Annotated in this window: 14 protein-coding genes; 9 read left to right on the forward strand and 5 right to left on the reverse strand. The window is 59.7% G+C overall.

The window, feature by feature from the left end; translation table 11 throughout:
* Positions 1 to 60 precede the first annotated feature (60 nt).
* Together ACGK9W_RS17750 and ACGK9W_RS17755 are read left to right on the forward strand one after the other, a co-directional pair.
* Positions 61 to 1,635: a PAS domain-containing methyl-accepting chemotaxis protein gene (locus tag ACGK9W_RS17750; protein WP_273069126.1), complete on the forward strand. Its 1,575-nt coding sequence runs from the start codon at positions 61 to 63 to the stop codon at positions 1,633 to 1,635.
* A 166-nt stretch (positions 1,636 to 1,801) separates the two neighbouring features.
* Positions 1,802 to 3,199: a sodium-dependent transporter gene (locus ACGK9W_RS17755; RefSeq protein WP_273045704.1), complete on the forward strand. Its 1,398-nt coding sequence runs from the start codon at positions 1,802 to 1,804 to the stop codon at positions 3,197 to 3,199.
* A gap of 94 nt (positions 3,200 to 3,293) precedes the next feature.
* Here the strand turns inward: ACGK9W_RS17755 and ACGK9W_RS17760 are convergent, their stop codons facing one another.
* The 5 genes from ACGK9W_RS17760 to ACGK9W_RS17780 form a co-directional block, all read right to left on the reverse strand.
* Positions 3,294 to 3,887 carry a hypothetical protein gene (locus ACGK9W_RS17760; RefSeq protein ID WP_273045706.1) on the reverse strand — a complete coding sequence of 198 codons (594 nt, stop codon included), beginning with the start codon at positions 3,885 to 3,887 and terminating at the stop codon, positions 3,294 to 3,296.
* Between the two features lie 99 nt (positions 3,888 to 3,986).
* Entirely contained in the window at positions 3,987 to 5,297 is a 1,311-nt protein-coding gene (locus ACGK9W_RS17765) for a TRAP transporter large permease subunit (protein ID WP_202346381.1), read from the reverse strand.
* Entirely contained in the window at positions 5,294 to 5,842 is a 549-nt protein-coding gene (locus ACGK9W_RS17770) for a TRAP transporter small permease subunit (protein WP_053113628.1), read from the reverse strand. The genes ACGK9W_RS17765 and ACGK9W_RS17770 overlap by 4 nt, the downstream gene beginning before the upstream one ends.
* An 85-nt stretch (positions 5,843 to 5,927) precedes the next feature.
* The gene (dctP, locus tag ACGK9W_RS17775) at positions 5,928 to 6,974 is read right to left on the reverse strand and encodes a TRAP transporter substrate-binding protein DctP (protein WP_008177022.1); all 1,047 of its coding nucleotides are present in this window, start codon (positions 6,972 to 6,974) and stop codon (positions 5,928 to 5,930) included.
* Between the two features lie 241 nt (positions 6,975 to 7,215).
* Positions 7,216 to 8,811 carry a class I adenylate-forming enzyme family protein gene (locus tag ACGK9W_RS17780; RefSeq protein ID WP_053113629.1) on the reverse strand — a complete coding sequence of 532 codons (1,596 nt, stop codon included), beginning with the start codon at positions 8,809 to 8,811 and terminating at the stop codon, positions 7,216 to 7,218.
* 152 nt (positions 8,812 to 8,963) lie between these two features.
* Here ACGK9W_RS17780 and ACGK9W_RS17785 point away from each other — a divergent pair, with 152 nt between their 5' ends.
* From ACGK9W_RS17785 to ACGK9W_RS17815, 7 genes are all read left to right on the forward strand, one after another.
* On the forward strand, positions 8,964 to 9,758 hold the full coding sequence (locus tag ACGK9W_RS17785; protein WP_405417910.1) for an SDR family NAD(P)-dependent oxidoreductase: 795 nt from the start codon (positions 8,964 to 8,966) through the stop codon (positions 9,756 to 9,758).
* A complete protein-coding gene (locus tag ACGK9W_RS17790) occupies positions 9,758 to 10,198 on the forward strand; it encodes a PaaI family thioesterase (protein ID WP_053113633.1) in 441 nt (146 codons plus the stop codon). The genes ACGK9W_RS17785 and ACGK9W_RS17790 overlap by 1 nt, the downstream gene beginning before the upstream one ends.
* A gap of 47 nt (positions 10,199 to 10,245) precedes the next feature.
* Entirely contained in the window at positions 10,246 to 11,448 is a 1,203-nt protein-coding gene (locus ACGK9W_RS17795) for an acyl-CoA dehydrogenase family protein (RefSeq protein ID WP_053113634.1), read from the forward strand.
* 163 nt (positions 11,449 to 11,611) lie between these two features.
* Positions 11,612 to 12,379 (forward strand): SDR family NAD(P)-dependent oxidoreductase, encoded by a 768-nt coding sequence (locus tag ACGK9W_RS17800; protein ID WP_008177032.1) that lies wholly within the window; start codon positions 11,612 to 11,614, stop codon positions 12,377 to 12,379.
* A gap of 34 nt (positions 12,380 to 12,413) precedes the next feature.
* Positions 12,414 to 13,478 carry a phosphotransferase gene (locus ACGK9W_RS17805; RefSeq protein ID WP_104270448.1) on the forward strand — a complete coding sequence of 355 codons (1,065 nt, stop codon included), beginning with the start codon at positions 12,414 to 12,416 and terminating at the stop codon, positions 13,476 to 13,478.
* The gene (gene surE / locus ACGK9W_RS17810; protein WP_008177035.1) at positions 13,475 to 14,254 is read left to right on the forward strand and encodes a 5'/3'-nucleotidase SurE; all 780 of its coding nucleotides are present in this window, start codon (positions 13,475 to 13,477) and stop codon (positions 14,252 to 14,254) included. The genes ACGK9W_RS17805 and surE overlap by 4 nt, the downstream gene beginning before the upstream one ends.
* Before the next feature lie 22 nt (positions 14,255 to 14,276).
* A complete protein-coding gene (locus ACGK9W_RS17815; protein WP_405417914.1) occupies positions 14,277 to 15,944 on the forward strand; it encodes a long-chain fatty acid--CoA ligase in 1,668 nt (555 codons plus the stop codon).
* Positions 15,945 to 15,949 lie beyond the last annotated feature (5 nt).

Here is a 15,949-nt window from a genome sequence, read left to right on the forward strand (position 1 = left end):
GCTTACCCTTGTTTGCCCATATTTATCCCCGTGGTCAGCCCCGAGTCAGAAGGTCCGTTTATGCGCAAGAATCTCCCGGTAACCCAGCGTGAAGTAAAAATGCGGAAAGGCGGTCGGTTGATTACCACCACGGACCTGAAAGGGGTGATCACCTACTGCAACGAAGAGTTTGTGGAAATCAGCGGTTTCTCCCGGGAAGAACTGGTTGGCCAGGCTCACAACATCATCCGCCATCCGGACATGCCCCAGGCCGTATTCAAGGATATGTGGGATTACCTGAAGGCCGGCAAGGCCTGGATGGGTGTGGTGAAGAACCGGGCGAAGAGCGGCGACCATTACTGGGTCAGTGCGTACGTTACGCCGATCCGTGAGAACGGCCAGATGGTTGGCTTCGAGTCGGTTCGGGTCGAGCCGACCCGCGAGCAGATCGCCAGGGCCGAGCGGCTGTATTCCAAGATCTCTGCCGGGAAGATGACCTCATCCTTCAGCAATCGTGCCTTGTCGATGCTCCGTTCCGGCTGGCCATTCCTGGTGTCGCTGGTACTCAGCCTTGGTGCCCTCAAGATCAACCAACCTTGGTTGGCAGCAGGCCTGATTGTTGTGGGTCACGCCCTGGGGTTTGGCCTCGTGTTCAACTCCCTGGCCGCTCGCTTGCGCAAGCTGCTGGACCTTCGCCCAGATGCCTTCCGGGATCCCATTGTTGCCCGTACCTACAGCGACGAACGCGGACTGTTCTCGCAGCTGTCGCTGTTGCTGGTCAGTGAAGAGGCCCGTGTTCGGACGGCCCTGGCGCGGATTGATGACCAGGCAGAACTGCTCTATGAGCAGGCGCGGGCCTCCCACGGCTATATCAGCGATGGCGCGGCGGCAATCGCCCGGCAGCGGGCGGAAACCGATCAGACTGCCTCGGCCATCAATGAAATGACCGCCTCAATCCAGGAAGTGGCCGAGTCGGTGACCAGTAACGCCCGTGAAGCCGAGGAGGCCAATCGTCTTGCGGGTGTGGGCAGCGACCGGAGCGCCGAAGCGCTGGTTGCGATTGAAGAGCTGGTAACCCGCGTAAATGGTATTGGTTCGACGATCAGCAAGCTGGGTGAGTCCACCAACAGCATCGGTGAAGCCGCCAACCTGATTTCCGATATTGCCGAGCAAACCAACCTTCTGGCATTGAACGCGGCTATCGAAGCGGCGCGTGCCGGTGAGCAGGGCCGGGGTTTTGCAGTGGTAGCGGATGAGGTGCGCTCACTGGCCCGCCGGACTCGGGAATCCACCGTGCGGATCCAGAACGTGATCGATGATTTCCGTCAGCAGGTGGACTCGGCGGTCCAGGCAACCCGGGACGGTGAGGCTGTTGCCGGTCAGGGCCTTGAAAAGGTGCGGGAGGCCGAGAACTCGCTGCGCGATATCGTGACCTCGATCCAGACCATTTCCGACAGCTTTATCAGTATGTCTGCGGCCTTTGAGGAGCAGAGCCAGGTGTCCGACGAGATCAATCGCCAGATTACCAATATTGCCGAGCTGGCCGATCATAGTGATGCCCAGGCCGACTCCGCCAAGCAGAGCAGTGACCGGCTCAGCGCCATGTCCCGTGGCCTGAAAGACCTGATAGCCAGGTTTATCAGCAAAAACGGCTAGTTAGCTTTAGCTTCCTTTTCCTCCCGCCGGACCAATCCGGACCGGGAGTGCGCCAGCACTGGCATCGACGCGCCAGTGCTGGCAGAATCCCGCCCCAATTGCCCCGGCAACGCCGTGGCTATCCCTTTTTGAAGACATTCCTCAGCCAAAAGCACAGGAACACAACATGACTCAGTCCAACTCGGTTTCGGGCAACGGTTCAGGGGCCGCCCGTGGTCTCTGGTCTTCCCGGTTGGCGTTTATTCTGGCGGCAACCGGTTCGGCCGTCGGTCTCGGTAATATCTGGAAGTTCCCCTACGTTACCGGCGAAAACGGTGGTGGCGCCTTCGTGCTGGTTTATCTGCTGTGTATCGCAGTGATCGGTATCCCCATCATGATGGCGGAAGTGTTTATCGGCCGGAATGGCCGACATAACCCCATCACCAGCATGCGGCTGGTGGCAGAGCGCAACCTCAGCGCGCCGGGCTGGCGGATCTCGGCCATCATCGGGATGATCGCGGCCTTTGTGATCCTCTCTTTCTACTCGGTGATCGGCGGCTGGGCAGCGTCCTATGTGGGACATGCCGCCATGGGCGACTTTACCGGTGGCACCGCAGACTCCATCGGTGAGTTGTTCGGCGGCCTGCTGGCCAGCCCCGGGCAGCTGCTGCTCTGGCACACGATCTTCATGGCGCTGGTTATTCTGGTGGTGTCTCAGGGACTGAAAGGAGGCCTGGAACGGGCCGTTACCATCCTGATGCCGGCCCTGTTTCTGTTGCTGCTGGTGGCGGTAGGTTATGCCACCACGACAGGCCATTTTGGTGAGGCCGTCAGCTTCCTGTTTATGCCGGATTTTGGTGCCCTGACCATCAACGGGGTTCTGATCGCCCTTGGCCACGCCTTCTTTACCCTGAGCCTCGGTATGGCCATCATGATGGCCTACGGTTCCTATCTGGGTCGGGATGTGTCCATTGGTCGCACCGCTGTCAGCGTGGCCATCATGGATACCGTCGTCGCACTCCTGGCCGGTCTGGCCATTTTCCCGGTGGTGTTTGCCAACGGTCTGGAAGCCGGTGCCGGTCCCGGACTGATTTTCCAGACCCTGCCGCTGGCCTTTGGCAATATGCCCATGGGCGGCCTGTTTGGCACCCTGTTCTTTATCCTGCTGTTGTTCGCCGCCTGGACCTCCGGTATTTCCCTGCTGGAGCCGGTAGTTGAGTGGGTTGAGGAAAAAACCAGCCTGGCCCGTACAGGCAGTTCCATCCTTGTCGGTGTGCTCTGCTGGGCGCTGGGCATTGCTTCGATTCTGTCGCTGAATGTCTGGGCCGACGTCGCGCCGCTCGCCATGTTTGAGCGCTTCGAAGGCAAGACCATCTTCGACCTGCTGGACTTCTTCACAGCCAACGTGCTGCTGCCGCTCTCCGGTTTGCTGACGGCGGTATTTGTCGGCTGGTTCGTGGCCAAAGAGTCGCTGAAATCCGATCTGGCCCTTCAGGGAGGAGCCTTTACCCTCTGGTACAACCTGATCCGGTTCGTGACTCCCATCGCAGTTGCCATCGTCTTTTTCTACAACCTGATGTCCTGAGCAAAGGTATCCACATCACGGTTGAATGAAACGTGGCAATGAAAAAGCCCGGCAAGTGATCTTGCCGGGCTTTCTGTTTTCCGGTGGCTGCTTCCTACTCCTCGCCTAGCTGTCTCAGCGCCTCTACGTGGGGACGCACCGCCTCGATATCTGCCGCCGGAGCGTTGCTCGCGCTTTGCATGGCGCCCATCGCACCCTCCATCATGGCCCGCATCTGGGCTTTCTGTTCGGCCGTCATGTGAGGGCTGTTTTCCATCTCGGCGAGCGCGGCTTCCATCTCCTGCCTGGCGGCCGGCTTCTGCTCTGCCATTTCGATGGCCATCCAGGCCTGGAAAACCCGGTCTCCGGTGGCACCCCAGGATTCAAGGTTGTCGAAGCCGTGATCCTGCACCACGTCTTCGAGGCGGCCATAGGCTTCATGGCCTTTCATCTGCTCCAGGGATCCCGACACGATCCGGGAGAAATCCGGCATGGCGCTCTCGTTCTGGCTATCCATCTGACGCTCCAGCTCCTCGAATTCCGGTGCCAGTGTTTGTGCCGCCTGAACGCTTTCGATAAACGAGGCGACTCTCTGGTCGGACAGGGTGTCGGCCTGGCTTTGGGCAGGGAGTAGAGTAAGCAGGAAGAAAAATACTGTGAGGATGACGCTGTTCAATGCCAGCATCGGCTCTCGTTGCGGGTTATCCATGTCTGTTCTCCTTGTGTGGGCTTCCGGTTCCTTTGTCCGGAAGTCCCACGAGATTAGCGCTTACCCGCTTTGGCTGGCAACTTTGCGTTCAGGCCAGGTTCAGAAAAACAGATCCGGCAGCCATGTGGCAATTTCCGGGAAGATCATGATCAGGATGATGCCGATGATCTCCACAATCACGAAGGGAATGATCGACTTGTAGATATCCTTCATGGTGATCGACGGCGGCACGATGCCCTTCAGGTAGAACAGGTTGAAGCCGAAGGGTGGCGTCATGTAGCCGATTTCCATGTTGATCACGAACAGGATGCCGAACCAGATCGGATCGAAGCCCAGGGATTCCACGATCGGCATGAACACCGGCAGGGTGATCAGCATGATACCCACCGGATCCAGCACCATCGCCAGCAGGAACACGATTACCATCATGGCGATGATGATGCCCCAGGGCCCACCGGGCACCATGTTCATCAGGCCCTCGATCAGCTCCTGTGCGCCCATGCTTTGGTACGCAGCGCTGAAGGCATGGGCCGCAAACAGGATCCACATGATCATGCCGGTGAGCTTGAAGGTGCGGATCGCAGCTTCCTTCAGAATGCTCCACTTGAACTGCCGATACACGGCGGCGGAAATCAGGGCGCCGAGAACACCCATGGCAGCGGCTTCAGTCGGGGTGGTAATACCGCCGATGATGGAGCCCAGTACCATGACCACCACTCCAATCGGCAGGAGCACGGCTCGCAGAGCCCGGAATTTCTCCGGCCAGGTGCCTCGTTCTTCTCTTGGCAGCGCCGGTGCCAGCTCCGGTTGCAGGTGGCAGCGCACCAGGATGTAGATGGCCGTCAGTACCATCAGCAGGATGCCGGGCATGATGCCCGCGGCGAACATCTGGCCGACAGACACGCCGGTGATCAGGGCGTAGAGGATCATCAGGATGCTGGGCGGAATCAGGATGCCCCAGCCACCGCCGGTATTGATTACGCCCAGGGCCATGCTCTTGTCGTAGCCACGCTCGAGCATGGATGGCAGGGCTATGGTTCCCATGGCAACCACTGCAGCGCCACTGATGCCGACCATGGCGGCAAATACCGCACAGATGCCAAGGGTGCCGAGGGCAAGGCCGCCTCTCAGGCCGCCGCACCACAGGTGCATCATCCGGTACAGATCCCGGGCCACACCGGTGCGCTCCAGAATCATGGCCATGAATACGAACAGAGGGATGGCGACCAGGGTAAAGCTTTCCATGGTGCCCCAGATCTGGGAGGCCACCATGTAGAAGGAATCAAATCCCCAGGTGAAATACAGGAACACCACCGAGACGCCACCGAGAACAAACGCCAGCGGCAGGCCCAGCAGCAGGAAAAACAGCAGCGAACCGAAGAACAGGAGAGTCAGGGCTTCAATGCTCACAGCTGATCTCCTTCAGATTCGGACTCTTGAGGTGTGTAGTAATCCAGGTTGAAGGCCACGGCGATGTCTTCGAGCAGTTTGACCAACCCTTGCAGAACCAGCAGCGCGGTGCCGATGGGAATGGCCAGCTTCACTGGCCAGATAGGCGGATTCCAGGCCGAGTAGGAAGTTTCCCAACTGGACATGGATTCCTGGGCCATGTCGATCCCGAACCACAGCAGGGCGAGCGTGAAAATGAAAAAGACCACGGAGGTAACAATGTCCAGAGCCGCGCGTTTCCGTGGCTTCAGATGCGAATGCAACAGGTCCACGTTGACGTGGCCGCGATGGGCCATGATGTAGCCACCGGACATTATTGCGTAGATGCCGAAAAGCATCTGGGTCAGTTCGTTGGTCCAGACCGTGGGAGAATTGAGCAGATAGCGGAACCCCACTTCAAGAAGCAGGAACACGAACATTGCGAAAATCAGGAGGGCAACCCACCGGCCGATGAAATCGTTGAGACGGGTAACCCCTCTCATGAATGCGGCAATCATCACACTCATGGCATTCTCCCATGGGATGCTGGTTTGGTTCGGGGAAAGAAAGGCCGGAGTCGAAGACCCCGGCCCCGGTCAGAGCAATGGCTGATCAGAGATAGCCGAGGTCGGCCAGGTAACCTTTCAGCATGTCGAGCGCCTTCTTGGCATTCTCACTGCGCTTGCCTTCCTCATCCCACATGGCCTGGGCGGTGGCGACCAGCTTGTTCTGGACTTCATCCGGGAGGACATTCACTTGCACGCCCTGTTCCTCGATGGCCTTGGCCAGGGTGATACGCTCCTTGTACTGGTACTCGTTGGTGCGGATCCAGAACTGCTCGTTGAGGGCATCCTTGACGATCTTCTGCATGTCTTCCGGCAGCTTGTTCAGAGCCTTCTGGCTGACGATGATGACATCAGTGCCGGCAATGTTCAGGGCAGGCTGCACATGGTACTTGGCCACTTCATACAGGCCCATGCTGTAGGCACCCTGGGCCGCTCCCCAGTGGGCACCGTCCACGATGCCGGAATCCAGGGCTGAGTAGAGTTCACTGCCCGGAATATAAGAGGCGGCGGCCCCGGCTTCGGTCAGGAAGGTTTGCAGGGCGCCGGAGGAGCGAATCTTCAGGCTGTTGAAGTCCTCCACGCTTTCAACCGGCTCCTTGACCACCATTTCAGTCGGGTAGACTTTGTCTGTGGCCCAGTAAACGTCATGCTCTGCCGCTTCGTCCCGGAGCATCTGTTCGAACCCCAGGTTCTGGTGGAAGTAGGCGGCCTCCCAGACGTTGCGGAAGGCAAACGGCAGGCCAGAGGCAATGCCGGCGAGGGAGATCTTGTCCTGGGCATATGACGGGGAAATAGTGCCCATTTCCAGGATGCCACGGCTTACCGCGTTGAAAGTGTCCGTGGCCTTGAACAGCGAGCCAGCCTCGTAAAGCTGCAGCTTCAGACGGCCATCAGTGCGCTCTTCCAGAACCCGTTTGATCCGGCCAAGGCTGTCTGTGTATGAGCTGCTGGAACCGGGCCAGTGGGACTGGACTTTCCAGGTTACGGTGTCCTGCGCGGCGGCCGGTGTGGCAGCCAGGGCGGCTGACAGACCAAGGGTCAGTGCCGAGGCAAAGACGGTCAGTTTTTTTCGAGCGTTATTAACTAGAGTCATGGTAGGCCTCTTTCGTTGTTGTACTTGTGCATTGAATGACTGTTTAGTTATACCAATGGATCTTTCTTTGTTTCACTGTGCAGAATTGGCGACTGCATGGTGAATCGTAGTTTTCTGAATCTAACACATGTCTTGTTTTTTGCAATAGGCGGTTGATCGGTCATTGATTACAGAATTCATAAAAGGATAGTTCATCGATTGAACGTCAGCAGTACCGACGGCCGATCTGTCTCGCGCCGCCTCAGGTTCCGGGCCAGTAAGGCGCGCGAAGTTCCCGTTTGAGCACCTTGCCAATGGCAGAGCGGGGCAACGTGGCACGGAATTCAATGGCCGCCAGACGCTGGGATTTTCCCAGCTGTGTGTTGGCCCACTCCAGTATCCCGTTTTCGGTTTCATTACGATCGGGCTGGAGAACCACCAGGCCCAGGGGCGTTTCCCCCCAGTGTTCGCTGGGAATACCGATGATCGTGGCGTCGGCTACCGCCGGGTGCGACAGCAGTACTTTTTCCAGATCCACTGGATAGATGTTAAAGCCGCCGGAAATGATCATATCCTTCCGTCGATCAAGGATGTAGATGAAGCCGTCCTCGTCGATTCGTCCCATGTCACCACTGCGGTAATACACCTTACCCTCCGGGCTCGTCCAGAGCATCTCCCGGGTCAGCTCCGGGCGATTCACATAGCCGCGCATCATGGAAATGGCGCGGCCCACGATCTCGCCATTGGAGCCCCGGGGCAGCTCACGGTCATCCTCGCCGATCACCCGCACCTCAGCGCCCTGGGTGGGTACACCAACCGAGTCCCATTTGTCCGGGTGGGCAGCGCAGTCGAGACTGGTGGATATACCGCCTTCGGTAAGGCCATAGACCTCCCGGAGGTTGCCGGGCCAGCGTGCCATGGCATCGGCAATCACCGCCGACCGCAACGGGGCACTGGTGCAGAGCTTCAGCTTGAAGCTGGAGAGGTCAAACCGGTCAAAATCCGGCTGCGCCAGGATCCGCTGGTATTGCACCGGTACCAGCATGGCGTGCGTAACACGGTGGGTTTCGGCCAGTTGCAGGAACCTGTGGGCATCGAATTTCGCCATCAGCACCAGGGTGCCGCCGTGGTAGAGCGTGGGTAACACTGAAACCAGGGTGGTGTTGGAATAAAGTGGCGTTGATACAAGGTTGATAGCCTCGCCGTCCAACCCATAGCGGCTCATCCTGACCATCTGACGCTGGCGGAAGCGATAATCGTGCAGGATCCCCTTGGGCGTGCCTGTGGTGCCGGAGCTGTAAATGATATTGAACGGATCGTCGAGGGTGACCGGCTCGGGCCGGGCGGTGGCCGTAGTCTGCGCCAGCCAGTCAACCAGGGAGTAACCGGCTCCGTCCAGGGGGCCGGCCAGGCTGATGATGCGCTCGCCGGGTACCTTGGTCAGCTGTGCTCGCAGGCGGCCAAACAGCTCCCGCTGTTGGCCGGAAACGAACAGAAAGCGTGCCTGGCAATCCGCCACCATCAGTGCAAGTGCTTCGCTACTGGCCATGCCAGACAGCGGCACCATACAGCCCCCGGCCACCAGGGTGCCAAGGTACAGGGCGACATCGTCCCGGCTGTTTCCTGACAAGGCAGCCACAGACTCGCCCGGCCGCAGACCGGCCTCGCGTAACCGGTTGGCAATACGGTTTACCTGGTCGACAAGGCTTCGCCAGTCCAGGGTGCCCTGTTCGTCAATCAGGGCCGGGTGGCTGCGACGGGTCTGGGCGTGTTGCTGGATACGATTTCCGATTGCGTCCATGGACTCACTGGGATCGATTGGCGCATAGACCGGCATGTCTCGCTTGCCGCTTTCCATTTTTTGCCCCTCAAACGTTATTGTGTTTTATCTAGTGAAATTAACTTCCGATTATATTGACTCAAAACCAACAGGCGTGACAAATTAACTGGATGGAAAGACCCCAGCACCATCAACCAACAACAATGAGACAGACCGGGGAGCATCGGCATATGGGACGGTTTGATCAACGGGTAGCCATTGTCACCGGTGCCGGCAGCGGCATTGGTCGGGCGACGGCTCTGCGACTCGCTCGGGAGGGTGCGTCAGTGATCCTGGCGGATACCTCTGAGGCCGGTCTGGTGGAAACTGAAAACCAGTTGCCAGAGCGAGCCCGGCGCCTTCGACGGCTGGTGGATGTGGCCAACGAAGCCCAGGTGGATGCGTTGGTCAACGAGGCTATCGCCAGCTTCGGTCAGATCGACGTGCTGTGCAATATCGCCGGCATTGCCAGTACCGGTCAGGGCCACCCGCCGGTGACCGACAACGACCGTGCCGAGTGGGACCAGGTGCTATCGGTGAACCTGACAGGCACCATGCTTCTGATCAAGCACGTGGCGCCCCATATGCAGGCCCGCAAGCTCGGCGCTATCGTCAACACTGCGTCGGTGGCAGGTATCCGGTCCGGCGCGGGCGGCAACGCCTACAGTGCCTCCAAAGCCGGCGTCATCAATCTGACTATGACCGCCGCCTGTGACCTGGGCGGCGACAACGTACGGGTAAATGCAGTGTGCCCCGGTCTGGTGGAAACCGGCATGACCCGGGCGGTGTTCGACTACGCCCGGGCCAATGAAAAGGCCCATAAGCTCGGCGCCCGCTGTGAGCTGCGCCGGTATGGCAATCCGGAAGAAATCGCCGCGGCAATCCTGTTTCTGGCCAGCGACGATGCCAGCTACATCACCGGCCAGTCCTTGCCCGTGGACGGCGGCAATACCGCATCCCTTAACCTGCCAGGAATGAAAGTGTAATGAATGATCAAGAGCCCCTGTTTACCGACGGTAAGGACCTGCCCGGTTTTCACAGCCTGCTGGGTTATCGTCAGGTCTCCTGGGAGGAAGACGAGGCGGTGCTTGAGCTGGAACTGCAGCCACGGCACCTGAACCTGGGAGGGGTGATCCACGGGGGTGTGCTTACCTCGTTGCTGGATATTGTGCTGGCCCAGGCAGGCACCTATTGCCCCTACCCGGGGCGGATGCGTAAGGCCATCACCCTGTCCCTGACCACCACCTTCACCGGGCAGTGCTCCGGCGGAACGATCAGGATCACCGGACGTAAGCGCGCCGGGGGCACCCGGATTTTCAACAGTACGGGTGAGGTTCATGACGACAAGGGCAACCTGCTGGCCATCGCCGAAGGTACATTCCGGATCCGGTCCGGCAGCGACAAACCAGAGGGCGTTCCGATCTGACGGAACGGTTACCGACTTAATGCCAACAACACCAAGAGGAAGCGGACATGTTTGAACTGTCTGACAAAGCGAAACAGCTGCAGAATCAGCTGAATGAGTTCATGGATGCCTATATCTACCCGAACGAGCACAAGCATCATGAGCAGATCGAGCAGGCAGAAGACCGCTGGGCGCCGGTTCCGATTATTGAGGAACTGAAACAGAAGGCCAAATCCGCCGGCCTGTGGAACCTGTTCCTGCCGGAAAGCGAATTCGGCGCCGGGCTGACCAACTACGAATACGCCCACCTGTGTGAAGTGATGGGTCGCTCGGCCATGGCTCCTGAGGTGTTCAACTGTTCCGCTCCTGATACAGGCAACATGGAAACCATCGCCCGCTATGGCAATAAAGAGCAGCAGGAGCAATGGCTGAAGCCTCTGCTGGATGGCGAGATCCGTTCCTGTTTCTCAATGACCGAGCCGGATGTGGCGTCGTCAGATGCCACCAACATCGCCTGTGAAATCCGCCGCGAGGGTGACGAGTACGTAATCAACGGCAAAAAGTGGTGGTCCTCCGGTGCCATGACCACCACTTCGAAGATCGCCATCGTGATGGGCAAGACCGACCCTCAGGCCGAGAAGCACAAGCAACAGTCGATGATTCTGGTGCCGCTGGATGCGCCAGGCGTGAAAATGATTCGCCCCCTGACGGTGTTCGGCTATGACCATGCGCCCCATGGCCATGCGGAGATTCACTACGAAAACGTGCGGGTGCCGGTGAGCAATATCCTGCTGGGCGAGGGCCGGGGGTTCGAGATTGCCCAGGGCCGCCTCGGGCCTGGCCGTATCCATCACTGCATGCGCACCATCGGCGTCGCCGAGCGGGCTCTGGAGCTGATGTGCAAGCGTGCCAATGCCCGGGAGGCCTTCGGCAAGCCGCTGTCCAGTTTTGATTCCATCCGCAAGGACATTGCACGCAGTCGCATCGAGATCGAGCAGGCAAGGCTGATGACCCTGAAGGCGGCGCATATGATGGACACCGTCGGCAACAAGGTGGCCCGTCAGGAAATCGCGATGATCAAGGTGATTGCACCGAGCATGGCGCTGAAGGTGCTGGACCGGGCAATTCAGGTGCACGGCGGAGCCGGTGTTTCCCAGGACACCTTCCTGGCCGAAGCCTGGGCCAAGGTACGGACTCTGCGGTTGGCAGACGGGCCCGATGAGGTTCATCTGGATTCTGTGGCCAAGATTGAGCTTCGCCAATACCGCTAAAACGATAACCTCTGAATCAGGGGGAGAGCGGTTGGGCTGATGTCCTTCCGGGACACGCCGTGAATACGTTCATGTAGGCTTGAGCAAAACATCCCTGTTTTGCACAGTCCCTGAAGGACATCACCCCGCCCACTCCCGTGCTTCAGTGCATGAGGATCGAAGAATGAATAATCCACTGTTTGACATGACCGGCAAGGTCGCGCTGATTACCGGCTCCACCAAAGGCATCGGCCGCGCCATCGCCGAAGAAATGGCCCGCCTGGGTGCCAAAGTCGTGATCTCCAGCCGAAAGGCCGAGGCCTGTGAGCAGGTGGCCAGTGAACTGAAAGCCCAGGGCTACGAGGCCATCGCCATTCCCTGCCATGTTGGTAAAAAAGACCAGCTGCAGAACCTGGTGGATAAAACCAACGAGGCCTGGGGCACTATCGATGTGCTGGTATGCAACGCCGCCACCAACCCGGTGTACGGCACCACCGCTGAAATGACCGACGACGCCTGGGACAAGATCATGGACACCAACGTCAAGGGCACCTTCTGGCTGACGAACATGGTGCTGCCGCAGATGGCGGAAAAAGGCGAAGGTGCTGTGGTGCTGCTGTCCAGCATCGCCGGTATGCGGGGCAACACCACCATCGGAACCTACGGCGTTTCCAAGGCCGCAGAAGCTGCCCTGGCGCGGAACCTGGCAGTGGAGTGGGGCCCGAAAGGTATCCGGATTAACAGCATCGCCCCCGGCCTGATCAAAACCGACTTCGCCCGGGCGCTGTGGGAAGACCCGGTACGGGTCAAACGCGCCGAAGACAAAACGCCGCTGCGCAGAATTGGCGACCCGGTCGACATCGCCGGCCTGGCGGTGTTTCTTTCCACCAGGGCCAGCGCCTACATCACCGGCCAGGTCATCGTAGCCGACGGCGGCGAAACGATTTGCTAGGGGCCGACGCCCCAAAACTGAAGGCAAAACAAAAATGAGCATCACCCCAGAGCTGGTAGACGTCCTCCCGGCCCACAAATTCGATGAAGCCAGCCTCCTGACCTGGCTGCAGCAGACCATACCGGGCTTCGGCACAAGGCTGGATGTCCGGCAATTCCAGGGTGGCCAGTCCAACCCCACGTTTCTGCTGGACACCGACAGCAGCCAATACGTGCTGCGCAAAAAGCCGCCTGGCAAAACCCTGCCCTCCGCCCACATGGTAGAACGAGAGTACAAAGTCATGCGTGCCCTGTCCGAGCACACCAGTGTCCCGGTGCCAAACACCCGGGCTCTGTGCGAAGACAGCAATGTCATCGGCACCCCGTTCTACGTCATGGACTATCTTGAGGGCCGTATTGTCAGCCACTCGGCGCTGCGGGCGCTGGATCGCCAGGAACGGCTGCCGGCCCATCACTCGGCCATCGACACCCTGGCGCGCCTTCACTCGGTGGATGTGAAGGCGGTCGGTCTTGGTGACTTTGGCAGGCCGGAAGGTTATGTGGCCCGGCAGGTGGCTCGATGGAGCAAACAGTACCTGGCTTCCAAAACCGACGAGCTTCCGGCAATGGACAAGCTTATGGCCTGGCTTCCGGAGAACCTGCCCTCGACCGACGAATGCGCCATCGCCCATGGCGATTACCGCTTTGGCAATCTGATGCTGGCGCCGCAGCGGCCCGAGGTTATTGCCATCCTCGACTGGGAGCTGTCCACCCTCGGTCACCCGCTGGCGGACCTGGCGTATTACTGTCTGCCGTACTACCTGCCGTCGGACCTGCAGGGCATGCGAGGACTGCAGGGAGAAGACCTGGAGGCGCTGGGTATTCCGGACGAACAGGAAACCATTGCCCGATACTGTCGGCAGACCGGCCGGGACGGCATCGCCGACTGGCACGTGTTCCTGGCGTTTTCCCTGTTCCGGCTGGCGTCTATTCTTCAGGGTGTCTACAAGCGGGCTCTGGATGGCAATGCCGCCAATGCCGATGCCCTGGAGGTTGGCCGGCGGGCCAGCCTTCTGGCCGATGTCGGCTGGCGGATTGCCAGTGAGGGACCATCGTCATGAACGATCCCATGGTCAAACGCATCCTAATCACCAATGATGACGGCATCAACGCGCCAGGCCTGAAAGTGCTCGAGCAGATCGCCCGCAACCTGGCCGAGGAGGTCTGGGTGGTGGCGCCGGAGCATGATCGTAGCGGCGCCGGCCAGAGCATCTCCATTCATGATCCTTTGCGGGTGTATGAGCAGGGTGACAGGCGCTATGCAGTCTCCGGTACGCCGGCGGACTGTGTGCTCTATTCGCTGGCCCGGTGGTTCGGGGAAACCCCGCCGGATCTGGTGCTTTCCGGGGTGAACTGCGGGGCCAATATCAGCGATTCCGTGCAGTATTCCGGAACCGTCGGCGCGGTGCTGAGTGCCGAACATATGGGCATACCTGCCATGGCACTGAGCCAGGCGTTTCTGAGTCGCGAAGGCGTGGACTGGTCGCCGGTTTCCATTCATGGCGAGGCCATCATCAGGCAGCTGTGGCAGCCAGGTCTGAATCGGGCCTGGAACGTCAACTTTCCCGCCTGCGAGGCGGCCGCCATCAGCCGGGCCCGGTGGTGCCGGGAGTCCAACGGCTCCATACAGCGCGCCCGCCTGCAGGCGGGTCAGGATGCCCGCAGTCTGCCGTACTGGTGGCTGGGATTTGATCGCAGTTCGCGTCACATTGTGGCGCCCGATGAAGACGCCAGCGTGCTGCGGGACAAAGCCATCGCCATTACGCCATTACGCCACCAGGACCGCCTGCCCGGCGGCGCTGACGTTTTTGATTTGGCCGCATCAGCGGCCCACTGAACCGAAAAAGGGGATCACAACAATGCCATTTACCCGCCATCACGCCGTGTGGCCCAGGGAACTGCCCAAAAGCCTGGCCTTGCCACGAACCAGCGTGTTTACCAACCTTGAGATTTCGGCGCGGCGCTATCCGGACCGTAACGCCATCGTTTTCTACGATGCACCCATGACCTACAGCCAGCTGTTCCGGGAAGTGGAGGCCATGGCCGGCTACCTGCAGGCTCAGGGCGTCGCTAAAGGTGATCGGGTGTTGCTGTACATGCAGAACTCCCCGCAATACGTCATTGCCTATTACGCCATTCTGCGGGCGGATGCCGTGGTAATCCCTATCAACCCGATGAACCGAGCGGCGGAACTGGAGCACTTTGTTGCTGATACCGGTGCCAATGTCTGCCTCGCAGGTCAGGAACTGGCCGGCTTTATTGCCCCGTTGCTGGAGACCACCGATCTCAACCACATCGTGGTAGCTTCCTACAGCAGCTATATCGCCCCGGACACCGATCTGGCCTTGCCAGCGGAAGTCGCCGCTCCAGCCTGGTCAGAGGACCTGGCCGGCATGGTCAGCTGGGAGCAGGCGCTGGCGGAAGGCCATGCGCCCTCGGCGCACACCGCAGGCCCGGCCGATCTCTCCGTGATTCCCTACAGTTCCGGCACCACCGGCGCGCCGAAGGGCTGCATGCACACTCATCGCAGCGTGATGGCTACCGCCGTGCACCGGGCCTTCTGGAACCTGAGCACCGCCAGTACGGTGCAGCTGGCCACCTTGCCATTCTTCCACGTCACCGGCATGACCGGTTCCATGAACAGCCCCATCTACAGCGGCTCCACTACAGTGATCATGACTCGCTGGGAGCGGACCACCGCGGCGCGGCTGATCGAAAGGTATAAAGTCACCGGCTGGACCAACATTGTCACCATGGCGGTGGACTTCCTCTCCAACCCCGACATTGGCCGGTACGACCTGTCGAGTCTCACCACCATCGGCGGGGGCGGGGCTGCGATGCCAGAGGCCGTGGCCGCCAAGCTCAAGGCCATGACCGGTCTTGATTATATTGAGGGGTATGGCCTTTCAGAAACCATGGCAGCCACTCACATCAACCCCTCGAGCCGTCCGAAGCCCCAGTGCCTCGGGATCCCGGTGTTTGATGTCGACAGCCGGATCGTTGATGTCGACACCCTTCAGGAAAAAGGCCCTGGCGAGACCGGTGAGATTGTCTCCAGCGGGCCGCAGGTTACCATCGGGTACTGGAACCGGCCCGCGGAAACCGAAGCTGCGTTTGTGGAGATCGATGGCAAGCAGTTTTTCCGCACCGGCGATCTGGGTTACTACGATGAGGAGGGCTATTTCTTCATGGTCGACCGGGTCAAGCGGATGATCAACGCATCCGGTTACAAGGTCTGGCCGTCCGAGGTGGAGGGCCTGATGTACCGCCATCCCGGGATTCATGAGGTCTGCATTATTTCCTCGCCGGATCCGAAGCGCGGTGAGACCGTGAAGGCCTGCATCGTGCTGACTCCGGAGGCGGAGGGAAAAACGAGCGAAGAGGACATCATCGCCTGGTGCAAGGAGCAGATGGCTGCCTACAAGATTCCTACCCTGATCGATTTTGTCGACCAGTTGCCAAAGTCGCCAACCGGCAAGCTGATGTGGCGGGCGCTGCAGGAAGAGGAGTGGGAAGCGAAGTCCTGAGCGAC

Source organism: Marinobacter flavimaris, assembly GCF_045057155.1.
Classification (GTDB): domain Bacteria; phylum Pseudomonadota; class Gammaproteobacteria; order Pseudomonadales; family Oleiphilaceae; genus Marinobacter; species Marinobacter manganoxydans.